Genomic DNA, 15,350 nt, shown 5'->3' with positions numbered 1-15,350 from the left:
CAAAAATAACGATATACAAAATCGTATATAATGAATTGCTGGTTCTAGTCTAACTACAAAAATCCTCGTGGGTCTTCTATTGGGCTTTTATTTGCTAAATTAATGATAAACCAACGCAACAACTCATACACAAACACATTAGCATACAATAGTGAAAACTGAACAAACATTTAAAACTAAAACTGGATTTTGTCACATTACTGAGGATAAAATTATTCTGACTCGTGATGGAATTATTGGAAATGTGGCCGAGTTGACAATTGGAAAAAGTATCTATCGTATATTAGGAATGTATGGTATTATGGCTGTTATCTTGTTCTATATGGCTTACACCAAATTAATAAAAAAAGATTGGATTGAATTAGCTATGTATTTCGGAATTGGAGCTTATCTAGTGTACAGTATGACTAAAAGTATAAATTTAAGTGCAATACCAATTATTGAGCGGGATAAAATAAAAAACGTGGAATTTAAGTCTGCTAAAAAGTTTTTGACTAGAAGTTATTTTAAAGTGAATTTTGAGCAGAATGACGGAAAAATAAAAAGTCGCCTTATTATGCTTCCAGGATCATTAACTGATGGAATAAATGAAACAGAAAAAGCAATTGGGATTATGAAAAATGCTGGACTGATAAAAAATAACGTTGGGTAGCACTATATATAATCTACTGCCAGTTTTATCTTACCAACAAAAACACTCACGGATGTTTTATCTGTGATTTATTGGTTAACTTTAGTTTGGAAACACGTATCTAAGTCGTACATCAATACGTTACCCAATAGAAGAAAAAAACATCAAAATGACTAACAAATTTATTTATAATCTTAAAATAGTAATTATCCTTTTGTTAGTCACCTCTTGCAAAGTTGAAGATCAATATTATGATTTAAGTCAAGAAGGTAAAGCATTACTAACTTATGAAATAGGCGAAATTTTTCAATTGAAAAACATAGAAACTAATGAAATTATTTCTTTTTCTGTTAACTCAAAAACTATAGAATATATTGCTGATGGTCCTAACGAATCATCATTTATATTTGGCTCTTCTTCAGACGATTTTATAGAAGTTGGAAGAATTTCGTTTATTGATAATTCAAATTGCTATAAAGGAGAGATTACTGTAAAAAGTGATAGAGATAATGACTTTGAATTTACAGCTTATCTTTATGATTGTTTTGGAGATGATTTTTACTATTTCCAAAATGAATTTATTGACACTACAAGTGTAGAAGGTGTTGATTATTCAAATATATATATTCTTAGAAATTATCCTAAAACGCTTTACTATTCAAAAGAAAAAGGAATTTTAAAAATTCTTGACGTCGATGAAAATACATTGTTTGGACTGATTGAATAAAAACGTTTGGTAACACCAACAACAAAAGGCACGTATTTTTTATTCTGTAATTATTTGATAAGTAACTAACTCAAAATATGCGACCTAACTAAACAATTACATGAGTTGCAATAAAATAGAGACTGTAACATTTTGATAAAACATCTATCTTTAATAGAAACAATCACAAATGAATCAAAGTAAATATTTAGTAATTTTAATAGTTTTTTGCATAATTCCAAACATAGTATGCGCTCAAAATTTAGAAACCAAAATTGATAAATTATATAAAGTAGAAGCAAATGAACCTGGATTTTCGATTGCAGTCTTTAAAAATGACCAAATTTTGTTTCAAAAACAATATGGAACAACAAATTTAGATTACAATATCCCTATTTCCAGCAAAACGGTTTTTGATATTGCTTCTATTTCTAAGCAATTTACAGCAGCAGCTATTTTATTACTTGAGGAAGAAGGTAAATTAAATATAAAAGAGCCAGCATATAAGTACATAGATAAACTTCCGCGTTATAAAAAAGGAAATCCTACTATAGAACAACTGCTAAATCAAACTAGTGGAATTAAAGAAGTTGATCCTTATTTTGGTGTTATTGATTTGTGGTTTAACGACTATATTGATCAACATCAAATGATTAACATTATTACTAAAGTTAGTGACCTTCGTTTTAAACCTGGAGAGCATTTTTATTATTCCAATGCCAATTATATACTACTAGCATCTATTATAGAAAAAGCTTCTGGCGAAACGTATAGCAATTATCTACAAAAAAACATTTTCAATCCACTTAATATGTCTAATACAACTATTAAGGACAATATTTATAAGTCCATAAAAAATAGAGCAATTGGGTATATAGAAGATGATGGTCAGTATTATAAAACACATTTTCATGCTGTAAAATTTGTTGGAGATGGACAGATTTTGACAAACCCTGATGATATGCACAAATGGCACCTTAATTTAAGAAACGCTACAATTGGTTCGCCAGAATTATGGAAAAAAATGCACACAAAAGCCACATTAAATAATGGTAAAAAAATAAATTTTGGTTTAGGTGTAGAGTTTGAAACCTATAATGGACATGAAGCTGTCGGATTTGATGGAATGAGTGCTGGTGGCTTTGTTTCTAAATATCTTTATTTTCCAACCTTAGAAATCGCCTTTTTTACTACTCAAAATAAATTTGAAGACGAATTTAGAGATACTTTTTTTGATTTTGTAGACTTATATGTAACTCCAAATCCTAAAAACGAAACTTTAGACGAAACATATAATTTTATAACACTTTCAAATGACCAATTAAAGCAATATGAAGGACACTACTTATATTACTATAATGATGACGATAAGAAAGCAAATTCAATTCAAGTAAAAAACGATAAACTTATTGCATATACATTAGATGGAGATAAAATTGCAGAGCTAAAACCTATCGGAAATAATGAATTTATATTTTTAATGGGTAACAGTAAAGCGCTTGTTAAGTTTAATTTAGAAAAGGGAAATACCTATTTTACTTATAATGAATTTAATAATGATAAGCCTTGGGTATTTAACCAATTTAAGCCTTATGCACATTCTGAAAAAGAATTAAGTCAATTTGAAGGAGAATACTATAATGCAGACTTTCAATTAGCAAAAAAAATTAGTTTAGATAATGGGTCGTTATATTTATATTATAAAAATGGAGCATACAAAACAGAATTGACATCAATTTCTAAAAACCTATTAGAAATATCTATTAGCCCAATAGCATTTGAAAGAAATGAGAAAAACGAAATTATCAGTTTTACATTAATGGGAATCCAATTTGAAAAGCTATAAAGACTGTGGTTAACATCATTTATACTTTTTGTAACTATATATACTAGTCAACAAATTCCTCGTGGATATTTATCTGTTTTTTTCTAAGTTATAAAAAAAACAAAACAAGAAATAATACCATAAAAGTGCGATTTAGGTTAATATTTCAATTTTAAAAATAAGTCTGAAGGAGTCTGTTATAATTAAATAGCAATTGTATTATGAATAAAATTATTCTTTAAGTATCTTACAATTCATTAGTGCCTTTTCAATTTTAAAATTATAAATGAGTACACCAAAAACTACAGCAATTGCTATCATTGGATGTGGACCAAGAGGTCTTTCAGCATTGGAAAATATAATGATTGCATTATCAAATACTAAATTAAAAACACTTCCAAAAATTTTAGTTTTTGAAAAATCTGCTCAACTAGGTTGTGGTTCTATATATAATTTAGATCAACCAGATACTAACTGGTTAAATATTTCGGAACGTGCTTTAACTATCGCTAAAAGACCTGTAATACAAATTAAAAACACTAAAATTGAAGGCTTTATGTCTTACCATGATTGGACAGGTAAAAGCCAAGATGCTATTTATAATAATAAACATGAAGTGTTTCCTAAACGTTCTGATGTTGGTAAGTATTTAAAAGCGCGCTACACTAGTATTGCTCAAACGTTACAAAAACTTGATGTACTGACCGTTTTTAATTCTGAAGTTACAGCAGTAAAAAGTAACAATCAATCCTTTACAATTACTGTTGACAATGGTAACAATTATAATGCAGACGAGGTCGTATTGACTATTGGACATCAGGAAACCAAAACATCCAAACAATTAAAAGATTGGATAAATTATGCTCAAAATAATAACACAGTTAATTTGTATTTAAAAGCGTATCCTATAAAACACTTACTATCTATAGATTATAAAAACAAAGCTCATACAGTTGGATTTAGAGGTTTTGGACTAGCAACCATAGATGTTATTAGGGCTATAACCAAAGCAAATGGTGGTTTTTTTGAAGTTATTGATACCAACACAAACAAAATGAATTATCATCCAGGAAAAAGCACCTTAAAACTTATACCTTTTTCATTGGATGGTTTACCTATGGCTTGTAAACCTTTAAACTCCAAAATTGATGCGTTATTTACACCAAGTGATGCTGAAATTTTAAGTTTTAAGTCAGAATTATTACAAATTAAAGAGGATGAAAATTATAATAATGGCAACACTTTTTTAATTAAAGCTATTGCGACTATAGTTGCCAATCAATACTTAAAATTAGGAAATCAGGCTTACCAACATAATTTTTCTGTTTCAGCATTAAAAACAATAACAGAAGCCTATCTAAAAGACGAAAATTTTAAACACGAGTTATTACTATCTCACGATAATGCGCCAGAGGTTATTATTCAAGCTTATGTAGATATGGCTACTGCAAAACAGCCAATAAGTTTAGATTATTGCTTAGGTCAAGTTTGGCGTCATTGCCAACCAACATTATACGCAATGATGTCTCACTCAGCTTTACAAGAGGATATAATAAGCAAAGTTATCGCGCTTGATGAGCGTATAAAACGTTACGCTTTTGGACCACCTATTGAAAGTTTACAACAGATATTAGCCTTAACTTATCAAGGTACATTAGATTTAAATTTTGTCAACGATCCTGAAATTAATTTAACAGATAATGGCTGGCAATTGCAAAAACATAACCAAGAAATTACAGTAGACACCATGATTAACGCTGTTTTAGACAGTCCAAAAATCGAAAAAGTAATTTCGCCAATTGTAACCAATTTATTAAATGATAATTTAATACAAGCCATACATAGTAAACTTGGCGTAGACACAAAACAAAATGGATTAGTAGTCTCTAAAAATAAAAAACAAACACTTAATCTAGCAGTTTTAGGTAGGCTTGCAAAAGGAAGCGTTGTTGGTGTTGATGCTATTTTAGAATGCTTTGGACCCAGAATTAAAGATTGGGCAGACGGTTTAGTAGAAAGATTAAAAACAGATCATCCAGCTTAAAATATTTGATCCACATTGACGATTAAAATTATAGATCAAAAAAATAAAAATATGATATGAAATATGTAATCTGCTTTGGCTTTTTAATTAGTAGTTTATTTAGTTATGGACAAACGACAGAAAAAGGAGATATAGAAGTTACTCCAATTATAGGATATAGTGATTCTTACCAATTTTATTCTTTCCTTTTTGGCTCATCATCTGTTTCTGGTATTCAATTAGGAGTTTACGGAAATTATTATTTTAACAACAATTGGAGTTTACGCTCAGGTTTGCTTTATCAAAAAATGGGAACTAACAATGCTGACTTTTTAATTTTTTCTGACAAATATTCCGAAAGGACAAAGTACATTACTGTTCCATTAACTATTAATTATCACTTTGGAGCAAAACAAAACTGGTACATAAATTATGGAATTAGTGTTGGATTTTTAACTGAAGCAGAAGCAAATTATAATGATGGAAATGGTTTTATTAGTATAAATGACTTGGCTAAATCAACTCAATTTGGAATTAATGGAGGTATTGGATATAAATTTCAAATATTACCCAATTTTTTAATGGTCGTTGAAAATTTTAATCTGATTGGACTTACCGACACTACTGAACAAAGAGGTGGAAAGAATTTTTATATGAGTTTTAATGTTGGTGCTGTTTTTAAAATCTAAAAATCACTAATTAACTCTGTGTGACAATTACACAAGCTAATTGACAGAATTTTGAAATTTAATAAACAAATTAAAAACTAAAAATTTAAAATAAATGGAAAAAAAGGACCAATGCCAACCTTTAAAACTATAGATGACTATATTGATAGTCAAGTATTAGAAGCACAATTAATTTTGCGCGATCTAAGAAGTTTAATAAAAGAAGCTGTTCCAGAAACAGTGGAAATCACTAACTATAAAGTGCCTTCTTTTACCATTATTCCAAAAGTAAAACCACAGCAACAAATCATGATAGTTGCTTATGCTAAACACATAAGTTTTTATCCTTATCAAGCAACAGTAGACCACTTTTCAGACCAGTTAAAAGATTTAGAAGTAGGTAAGGGGACAGTCGTTTCCGTTAAACAAGCCTTTACCTAAAGACTTAATTAAACGAATGGTAATTTTTAGAAAAGAAGAACTTTTAGGTAAATAAATAATCCACAATAGTGCATACTAAAAGCACGAGAAATAGAGGTCTATGAGAATAATAATTTTACTTTTAATGGTTATTTTTACTTTACAATCCTGTAATAAAAATGAAGCTAAATTAAGGGATGAAAACTTAAAATTAAATGATGAAATATCTATTTTAAAATCACAAATTGATTCTTTAGGAAATTTACCAACGATACAATTCGAGAAATTAATTTCAGAAGATTTTTCGTTAGACGCTTTAAGGAAGAAAAACTTTTCAGAGTATGTATCTTATTTAAAAAACAACGAATTAAAAACAAAAGATTCAATTTTAATAGAAAAATACTTAACGTTTGCTAAACAGAATAAAGAGTCCTTTTATTCAATGTACGCAATAGATAGAATAAGAGGGATTAATTATCAAAACCACAATTAAACATAAGTCAAATAATTGGAAAATGGCAATGGGAAACTATGACAAATCTCTTACAACCCTTTAAAGGAAGTAAGGATGAACAGATACTATTTCAAAAAGATAAAACACTAAAAATTTTCAATAATGGTAAATTAGTTTCAAATGGTAAATTTGAGCTTATCAGACAAGGTTGGGGAAATTATTATATTGAATTTGAATGTAATAAACTGTATTCAATACAAGTCAAACAAAATGGACTATTAACTTTAACAAAGGGTAAAGGATTTTGTATTGACTGCGGAACAGATGTGTATAGGAAAGTTGAATAAAAAAATCATGATCCATTTCGTGTAAAATTAATTTTTTAGTTTAAGAGTACTTATTTAAATCTTCACAAATATTCTATCTGTAATTTATTTGTTAGTTTTAGTGTATAAATATGCTATTAAATCATCCACAAATTAGTGCTAACTTACTATGTCGTAACTTTTATCCAATTTTCTTGTAAAATTTTATAATACATGTCAAACAACAACCAGTATATTAACAGGGTAGCAAATATTTAACTGAATGAATAAATTAGGAATTATAATTGGACTGTTAATAGGATTGGGTCTTTTTGGTGCCTATAATGTAAAAACCAAAGCAAAACTAAAATCAAATCAGGAGGTATCAGCAACTCAATTTGTGACAAAAATTGAGGAGTTGGGTTATTATAAATACACTGAAAAAAAATATAGACAGTTTAAAAAATGAACTAATTAAAAATTATGATCCAACAAACGAGTTGGTTTCCATTTGGGATGATCAAACTGGTGTTCCTCTTGATTATAGATATTATTGGTGTGATGGCGAAACCGTCTTTGAACTTGGTGGATTTACAGAACTATTAGAACAAGTTAAACCAACTTTTAATAAAATTGGGTTGACAATAAATATAACGGACCATATTGAAGAATGGGATGATAAAAATAAATGGTTAAATCATAGGATAACAATAAACGGAACTAAATATGTAATTTTTAAAAACTTTAAAAATTATGGTTGGGGAGAATCAGTGATGAGATTTGCTCAAATAATAAACCAAGAAGCAGAAAAACAAGGCATTAACGAAAGGGTTTATTTAGCTTCTGGCGCAAATGATGGTCGACTAATCTTTTTAACTAAAGCCTTGTACGATTATATTTATAAAATTTACACCAATAAGCATTGGAAACCTTTAGAAGTGACAGAGTGGATTAAAGTTATGGAAGTTAAACCAATGGAAATAAATTAAAAAACTAATGTCTAAACTATGTATATACAATGATTGTGCTTTATGTCAAAACGAAAGGACAAGTTTTGAAAACGGTCTGACTTGTATTTTGACTCAAAAAAAGCCTAACTTTATAAATACTTGCTCCAAAATTAAATTTGATGAAAAATTTCTAGAAAAATTAGAAAGGACAAACCTAGAGTTGGTAATATTAAGTAATAATAAAAACTCAATTCATCTCACTATATTTTGGACTAGTATTAGTGGGTTTTTATTAATAATTGGAGGGTATAATTTTTAAAAATGGACAATACATAGCGTGTTTATATGGTCAGTAAAACTTGGAATTATTGTAATGGGTTTTACTTTTTTAGGAATGGCGTACTCTAAACTTAAAGCGTTTAAAAAACAAGAAACTAAAGCAAAATTTGAGAAATTAAAAATCGACGAAATATTAAAAAAATACAAAATTGACTATCATCCTACTTTTACTTTTGAAAATAAAACTCACGGAATTCAAGAAGTAAAGGTTAATTTAGAATTTAAGAATTGGATAAAAAATCGAACGACAACTGCGTATAAAATTAATGTTTAAATTTATCCTTAATAAATTATAGTAAAAGAGTCTAATTATCTGATCTTATGAAAGAATATCATAATAGTTTTGAATTTCAAATAAATTATAACGCAGTAACAAAGGACAAGCTTATTCACTATTTTGAAAAAAATAATCTTAAAATTATAAAGGATGAAACCGATCTTGTTTTTGAGAAAAAAGGGTCAATTTTTGATGGCTGGAAACTAAATGTTCTAAATTGGGAATCTAATATTAGAGTCAAAAGTGCTGATAATCATAAAATTGTTATCCATCATACAGTTAAAACCTATGGTTTTGGAGTTATTACACCAATAGCTTTTTTATCTATTTTTGAAACATATATAGACAATTTAAAACAGTATATTATTAGTAATGAATCTTTTGAAAAAAAGAATAATGAATTAGTAAAATTAGGAAGAATTAAATTACTAAAATATTTAGTCATTTTGATCTTAGGTATTTTAGCTGGTTTATATTTTGGAACTGTTTTGAAAAATTTGACTCATATGAAACTATTTGGATATCTCGGGATTTTTTGTGGCGCTTTAATTACTCAAATAGTAATTAACAGTTACCTAATTAAAAATAATAACTCAAAACACCTTGTTTAGCTTTCTGCTAATTAGGGATTAAGCTTAGCTTTCAGTAAGACTTTTAGTTTATACTTAATGATGGCTATGTATGTTGTAGCTAATTTTTAGTTTTCTTGCACAAATTAACCTAATAGGAGTTTAATTACTGACAAGGCTAAAAAGCCATATTAATAGTTACTATTACTAAAGCATTACTAAGTATCCCAAAGGATTTTATAGGCAATTTATATAGTCAGCCAGATGTTTAAAGTGTTCAAATGCCACTTCAAATATATCATTGATTTAAGGGATAGTAAATTAAACATTTTTTAAATAATTACGTTTTCATTTTTATATATCTAGAATTTTCGATATGTTAGCATTATGAATTTGAAAATAGCAACAGAAATTGGTAAATGCTTATCTAATCAAATCCGATTTCAAATATTAGAATGGCTAAAAGAGCCAGAAAAACATTTTCCGCCACACGAAACATTAAAGCATTTTAATGATGGTGTTTGTGTTACCTATATTCAAGAAAAAACAAAATTATCTCAATCTACTATTTCAACGTATTTAACAAATATGGAAAAATGTGGTCTTTTAATAGCTACAAGACATGGAAAATGGTCCTATTTAAAACGAAACGAAAAGACCATTAAACAGTTCACGGAATTTTTAATTTAAAAAAATTAAGCTGTCATATCTATATTTCGCAATATAACAAACTATGAAATTACTAATTGATATTTTAGGTTGGACAGGTTCAGGATTTATAATCTTGGCATACGCATTAACCTTATTAAAAAATAAAAAATGGTTAGATTATGGTAAGTATTTAAATTTGGTTGGAGGCCTTTTTATAGCCATAAACTGTTATTTCTATAATGCAATACCTCCATTTGTGACCAATTTACTTTGGAGTGTGATTGCTACTTTGTCCATTTACAAGTCAAGAAGTAACAACGATAATTGCAATAAAAATCAATGTTTAACTTAAAAAACAAACTATGAAAATTTTAATAATAGGAGGAAACGGAACAATAGGAAAAACTGTTGTTGCGCATTTTAAAGAAAACAACCAAATAATAATCGCTGGACGAAGCAATAGCGATGTAACTGTGGATATTGTAGACAGCAAGTCAATAAAAGCTATGTTTGAACAAATTGGAAAATTAGATGCCATTATTTGTATTGCAGGAGAGGCAAAATGGGACGATTTTAATAATCTTACTGAAGACGATTATTATATTGGATTAAAAAGTAAATTAATGGGACAAGTTAATCTGGTGCGTATTGGACAACAGTATTTAAACCCAAAAGGATCAATAACCTTATCCACTGGTATTTTAGCAGACGATCCTGTTGTTAAGACAACAAGTGCTGCTATGGTAAATGGTGGTATTCATAGTTTTGTACAAGCTGTGGCTCTAGAAATTGAAAACGGAATTAGAGTAAATGTGGTGTCTTCAGGAATGGTAGAAGATGCTTATAAAAAATACAAAGACTATTTTCCTGGCCATAATCTAATCCCTATGAATAAAGTTATAAATGGCTATGTTAGAAGTGTAAATGGAAAGGGAAATGGCGAAATAATTAGAATTTACAACTAACATAAATCAAGTTAATTCCCATTTTTTAAATGAATAAACTAATAATTACACTTATACTTTTAATTAATAACGTCTCATTTGGACAAGATTTTAAAGTTATTAGTAAATATTAAAAATCAGGACAGTTATTCAACATAATAAAAGAAAGGCAAGGGTCGATAAACTGTTGTACAACCTTCCTGTTAATATTAAAAATCAAGTAGTAGCAATAATAAAAAACTCCCAAAGTTATTTGGGAGTTTTGTTTTGGTATAGCACATAAGTTTAACCTCTAAAACTATATCTTGTTATAATATCTTTTAATTTGTATTTTAAGTCTTCTCCAGTGTCATAAACCATTTGTTCATTACTAGGAAAGTGTATAAGTTGGTTTTTTAATAATTGTAAATCTTCAGTATTTAAAGCTCTGCGATCACCTTTTACAGTTCCAAAAGTGTTTTCAAAAACAAACTCACTATCTATTAAAAAATTATCTATTATTTGATTTTGCTTTAAATCTGTATAAACAACCTTAGCAATAACTTGCGTAGATTTAAGTTGATTAACTTCAAAAAATCTAGCTTTAATATTTATAATTTTATCTTGTTTAACATCATTACCTAAACTGTCTTTTACAACATTTCCGTTACTGTCTAAAATATACTCCCAACCATCAATAATATCTTTTTGACGTAATAATTGTCTTTCTGTAATATGCTCTGGAGAGATATTTATACGTTGTAATTGTAGCTCCATTGCATAATCGTAATCAATGGTATGATCTTGATTAGCATGATATGCTGTCCAAAACTGATTAAGGCCATAAGTATCAAAATTTAATAAATCGGCTTCCAAACGTTGTGGTAGTATCTGACGTGTCTGGTTTTGTACAGTAACTAAAACAAAATCTGTCCCATTTAAATGTGCCTCACTTAATAAATCTCTAACATTTTTGTAGTTAGGATTAATCGCTTCAATGGACTGTAACAACTCATAAGCATCACGATTGTAAAACTTATTATCTGTCGTCATTAATTGCTTAGCTTGTCCGTATTTATACTCAGATACTTTAGTTTTATAGTTAATTATTTCATCACTATAATCATTAAAATTAAGTTCTAAATTTTGTCCACTAATTTGTAAAGGTAAAACACGTTTGATTGCATTTTGACGACTATCTAAATCTAAATAGGTGTTATATATCGTTTCATACAACTCTGGATTTCCATCTTTAGTTAAATGGTTTAAATTAGTATGATCTTCGTCAACCACTTTGTAATAGGCATCTTGAAGCATCATTACGTAGCTTTGCTTACGCTTTTTATCTTTGTTGTTTTCTAACTTTTTTAAAGCATTACTAATGGCTAAATCGTAATCACCAGAATGTAATTGTTTCTCGATTTGTTTTCTTCCAACACAAGATGTAAGTACTAGAAGAACTACTGAAATAAGTGTAAATTTTCTCATCTTTTTTGGATTTAATTGGTTTCTATATATATAGAAATTCAATTTACGTGCCAAACCCAAAAAAGAAACCCTTAAATTTTTAAATTTAAGGGTTAACTATTTGATATTTAATAAGTTGTTATTTTGCCTTTTTAGGCTCAAACACTGGTAATAATTTTGTTTTAACTTCTCCAAATCCAATTCTAGTACCATCTTTTTCGCAGTAACCTCTCATAATAACGGTATCATTATCATTAATAAATTTACGCTCTGTACCATCATTAAGTTTTACAGGTTTTTCACCTCTCCACGATAATTCTAACATCGATCCATAAGTATCTGGTGTTGGTCCTGATATAGTACCACTTCCCATCATATCTCCAGAGTTAACTGGACATCCATTTACAGTATGATGCGCCAATTGTTGCGACATACTCCAATACATATGCTTAAAGTTAGATTTACTAACCACAGTTTCTTTAGCCTTTTCAGGTTGTATAGCAACTTCTAAATTAATATCGTAACTCTTTTTACCGTTTTGTTGTAAGTAAGGTAAAAGCTTTTTAAGTGGTTTTGGGCTGTCAGCTTTAAATGGCTGTAACGCGTCTAAAGTAACAATCCAAGGAGATATTGATGACGCAAAGTTTTTAGCTAAAAATGGTCCTAATGGCACATATTCCCATTTTTGGATGTCACGTGCAGACCAATCATTAAATAATACTAAACCAAAAATATATTCTTCAGCTTCATTAACCGGAATTGGTTCTCCTAAATCATTCGCATCAGTAGTAATAAAAGCCATTTCTAACTCAAAATCTACTAATTTACTTGGTCCAAATACTGGCTCAGTTGCTCCAGCAGGTAAGGTTTGACCTTGTGGTCTGTGCACTGGTATTCCAGATGGGATGATGGAGCTGCTTCTACCATGGTAACCAACAGGTATGTGTAACCAGTTTGGTAATAAGGCATTGTCAGGATCTCTAAACATGGTCCCAACATTAGTAGCATGTTCTATACTAGAATAAAAATCTGTGTAATCACCAATTTGCACTGGTAACTGCATTTCAATTTCGTCTAATCTAAATAAAACAACTTCTTTATGTTTTACATTATTTTTAAGCGAGTCATTGTCAGCATCAAATATTTCAGCAATTCTATTTCTAACCAAACGCCACGTTTTGCGTCCATCAGCAATAAAATCGTTTAAGGTGTCTTGAAGAAAAATATCATCTGTTAATGGGATGCCTTCAAAATAACCTAATTGGTGTAAAGCGCCTAAATCAATTGCTGTGTCTCCAATTCGTGTTCCAATGGTAATAATGTCGTCTCTAGTTAAGAAAACACCAAAAGGAATATTTTGAATAGGAAAGTCAGAGTTTTTATCGACGTGTAACCATGATTTTCTGTCTGGATTATTTGCGGATAATGGCATATATATAATTGTTGATTTGTTGTTTATAAATTCTAAGTAAATATATGTTTTTTCAATTATTTACAAGCAGTATTTCTTATTTTTGATAAATATTTAACGATAAAACTATTTTCGCTTAAAGCGGAAATTTAAAAACATACAATTATGCAACGCGACGAACAAATTTTTGAACTAATTCAAGCAGAAAAAGAACGCCAACTAGATGGTATAGAATTGATTGCATCCGAAAACTTTGTCAGTGACCAAGTTATGGAAGCAGCTGGATCTGTGCTAACTAACAAATATGCCGAAGGGTATCCTGGTAAGCGCTATTATGGTGGTTGCGAAGTGGTTGACGAGGTAGAACAAATCGCAATTGACAGAGCAAAAACATTGTTTGGTGCAGCATATGCAAACGTGCAACCACACTCTGGAAGTCAAGCAAATACAGCAGTTTATCATGCAGTATTAAAACCTGGTGATAAAATCTTAGGTTTTGATTTATCTCATGGTGGACATTTAACACATGGCTCTCCAGTTAACTTTTCAGGTAAACTTTACAACCCAGTTTTTTACGGAGTAGAAGAGGCTACAGGTGTTTTAAACTATGACACGATTCAAGAGATAGCAACGCGTGAAAAGCCACAATTAATTATCGCAGGAGCATCTGCATATTCTAGAGATATAGATTTTAAACGTTTTAGAGCAATAGCAGATAGCGTTGGTGCTTTGTTATTAGCAGATATATCGCATCCAGCAGGATTAATTGCAAAAGGTATTTTAAACGATCCGTTACCACATTGTCATATTGTAACAACTACAACACATAAAACGTTACGTGGACCAAGAGGAGGTATGATTTTAATGGGTAAAGATTTTGAAAACCCATTTGGATTAAAACTTAAAAACGGAAATTTAAAAATGATGTCATCACTTTTAGATTCTGGTGTATTTCCTGGTAATCAAGGTGGTCCATTGGAGCATATAATTGCAGCAAAAGCAATTGCTTTTGGAGAAGCATTAACAGAGCCATTTATGCATTATATGCTACAGGTTAAAAAAAATGCATCAGCAATGGCAGATGCTTTTGTTAAGCGTGACTACAAAATTATATCTGGTGGTACAGACAACCACATGATGTTAATTGACCTACGTAACAAAAACATTACAGGTAAAGATGCTGAAAAAGCTTTAGTAAAAGCTGACATTACAGTTAATAAAAACATGGTGCCTTTTGATGATAAATCACCATTTGTAACCTCAGGAATTAGAATTGGTACTGCAGCAATTACAACAAGAGGTTTAAAAGAAAACGAAATGGAAGCTATTGTAGAGCTTATTGATCAAGTAATCATGAATCATGAAAACGAAGAGTTATTAGATGAAGTTGCAATTAAAGTTAATGCAATGATGAGTGAATTACCATTATTTGTAGCTTAATTAAATAGATGATTTCGCTTTCGCGGAAAAAAAGCCAGCTAAAAAGCTGGCTTTTTTTATATAAAATCACATATTAATGAGGACGTTATAGATAGTCTTCAGAGTCAGAAGTAGAAATGTTAGTCGATTTGTAAAATGGGCAAAAAGCTGTAACACTAGCAAATAAAAACATGGCGGAAACGATTATAATTATAAAAGCTATCAGACCATTAAATTCTCCAACATATAATATTGCTATAAGCAGTAAAACCACAATAAAACGGACTAATCTATCAAAATTGTTCATATTTC

At 29.4% G+C, this 15,350-nt stretch carries 19 protein-coding genes; 16 read left to right on the top strand and 3 right to left on the bottom strand.

What is annotated here, in order from left to right:
• Nucleotides 1-151: 151 nt before the first annotated feature.
• The 15 genes from AC0L3M_RS05775 (at nt 152) to AC0L3M_RS05705 (ending at nt 10,783) form a co-directional block, all read left to right on the top strand.
• Complete coding sequence (locus tag AC0L3M_RS05775) at nt 152-652, top strand: phosphoribosylaminoimidazolesuccinocarboxamide synthase (RefSeq protein WP_473432174.1); 501 nt, start codon at nt 152-154, stop codon at nt 650-652.
• Between the two features lie 148 nt (nt 653-800).
• Entirely contained in the window at nt 801-1,358 is a 558-nt protein-coding gene (locus AC0L3M_RS05770) for a hypothetical protein (RefSeq protein ID WP_473432173.1), read from the top strand.
• A gap of 169 nt (nt 1,359-1,527) precedes the next feature.
• Nucleotides 1,528-3,183 (top strand): serine hydrolase domain-containing protein, encoded by a 1,656-nt coding sequence (locus AC0L3M_RS05765; RefSeq protein ID WP_473432172.1) that lies wholly within the window; start codon nt 1,528-1,530, stop codon nt 3,181-3,183.
• Nucleotides 3,184-3,448: 265 nt separating this feature from the next.
• Complete coding sequence (locus tag AC0L3M_RS05760) at nt 3,449-5,206, top strand: FAD/NAD(P)-binding protein (protein WP_473432171.1); 1,758 nt, start codon at nt 3,449-3,451, stop codon at nt 5,204-5,206.
• Between the two features lie 56 nt (nt 5,207-5,262).
• Nucleotides 5,263-5,874 carry an outer membrane beta-barrel protein gene (locus AC0L3M_RS05755; RefSeq protein ID WP_473432170.1) on the top strand — a complete coding sequence of 204 codons (612 nt, stop codon included), beginning with the start codon at nt 5,263-5,265 and terminating at the stop codon, nt 5,872-5,874.
• 111 nt (nt 5,875-5,985) lie between these two features.
• Nucleotides 5,986-6,294 (top strand): iron chaperone, encoded by a 309-nt coding sequence (locus AC0L3M_RS05750; RefSeq protein WP_473432169.1) that lies wholly within the window; start codon nt 5,986-5,988, stop codon nt 6,292-6,294.
• Between the two features lie 100 nt (nt 6,295-6,394).
• The gene (locus AC0L3M_RS05745) at nt 6,395-6,766 is read left to right on the top strand and encodes a hypothetical protein (protein WP_473432168.1); all 372 of its coding nucleotides are present in this window, start codon (nt 6,395-6,397) and stop codon (nt 6,764-6,766) included.
• Between the two features lie 38 nt (nt 6,767-6,804).
• Nucleotides 6,805-7,074, top strand: a complete 270-nt coding sequence (locus AC0L3M_RS05740) for a hypothetical protein (RefSeq protein ID WP_473432167.1) — start codon at nt 6,805-6,807, stop codon at nt 7,072-7,074.
• 241 nt (nt 7,075-7,315) lie between these two features.
• A complete protein-coding gene (locus tag AC0L3M_RS05735; protein ID WP_473432166.1) occupies nt 7,316-7,501 on the top strand; it encodes a hypothetical protein in 186 nt (61 codons plus the stop codon).
• Between the two features lie 31 nt (nt 7,502-7,532).
• A complete protein-coding gene (locus AC0L3M_RS05730) occupies nt 7,533-8,021 on the top strand; it encodes a hypothetical protein (protein WP_473432165.1) in 489 nt (162 codons plus the stop codon).
• Between the two features lie 334 nt (nt 8,022-8,355).
• The gene (locus AC0L3M_RS05725) at nt 8,356-8,595 is read left to right on the top strand and encodes a hypothetical protein (protein WP_473432164.1); all 240 of its coding nucleotides are present in this window, start codon (nt 8,356-8,358) and stop codon (nt 8,593-8,595) included.
• 47 nt (nt 8,596-8,642) lie between these two features.
• Complete coding sequence (locus tag AC0L3M_RS05720) at nt 8,643-9,209, top strand: hypothetical protein (RefSeq protein WP_473432163.1); 567 nt, start codon at nt 8,643-8,645, stop codon at nt 9,207-9,209.
• Between the two features lie 345 nt (nt 9,210-9,554).
• Entirely contained in the window at nt 9,555-9,857 is a 303-nt protein-coding gene (locus AC0L3M_RS05715; protein ID WP_292944564.1) for an ArsR/SmtB family transcription factor, read from the top strand.
• Nucleotides 9,858-9,900: 43 nt separating this feature from the next.
• Nucleotides 9,901-10,170 carry a CBU_0592 family membrane protein gene (locus AC0L3M_RS05710; RefSeq protein ID WP_473432162.1) on the top strand — a complete coding sequence of 90 codons (270 nt, stop codon included), beginning with the start codon at nt 9,901-9,903 and terminating at the stop codon, nt 10,168-10,170.
• A 10-nt stretch (nt 10,171-10,180) separates the two neighbouring features.
• Nucleotides 10,181-10,783: a short chain dehydrogenase gene (locus AC0L3M_RS05705; protein WP_473432161.1), complete on the top strand. Its 603-nt coding sequence runs from the start codon at nt 10,181-10,183 to the stop codon at nt 10,781-10,783.
• A 264-nt stretch (nt 10,784-11,047) separates the two neighbouring features.
• Here the strand turns inward: AC0L3M_RS05705 and AC0L3M_RS05700 are convergent, their stop codons facing one another.
• Nucleotides 11,048-12,229 (bottom strand): hypothetical protein, encoded by a 1,182-nt coding sequence (locus tag AC0L3M_RS05700; protein WP_473432160.1) that lies wholly within the window; start codon nt 12,227-12,229, stop codon nt 11,048-11,050.
• 118 nt (nt 12,230-12,347) lie between these two features.
• Nucleotides 12,348-13,640, bottom strand: coding sequence for a fumarylacetoacetase (fahA, locus tag AC0L3M_RS05695; protein WP_292944575.1), 1,293 nt, complete (start codon nt 13,638-13,640; stop codon nt 12,348-12,350).
• 144 nt (nt 13,641-13,784) lie between these two features.
• On the opposite strand from fahA, the gene glyA reads away from it, so the two are divergent.
• The gene (glyA, locus tag AC0L3M_RS05690; protein WP_473432159.1) at nt 13,785-15,059 is read left to right on the top strand and encodes a serine hydroxymethyltransferase; all 1,275 of its coding nucleotides are present in this window, start codon (nt 13,785-13,787) and stop codon (nt 15,057-15,059) included.
• A gap of 85 nt (nt 15,060-15,144) precedes the next feature.
• Here glyA and AC0L3M_RS05685 read toward each other — a convergent pair whose 3' ends face one another.
• Complete coding sequence (locus tag AC0L3M_RS05685) at nt 15,145-15,345, bottom strand: YgaP family membrane protein (protein ID WP_473432158.1); 201 nt, start codon at nt 15,343-15,345, stop codon at nt 15,145-15,147.
• Nucleotides 15,346-15,350 lie beyond the last annotated feature (5 nt).

It is taken from the genome of Olleya sp. KJ81-1 (assembly GCF_055808135.1).
Note: the sequence above shows the minus strand (reverse complement) of the source record. Positions and strands in the feature narration are given on the sequence as shown.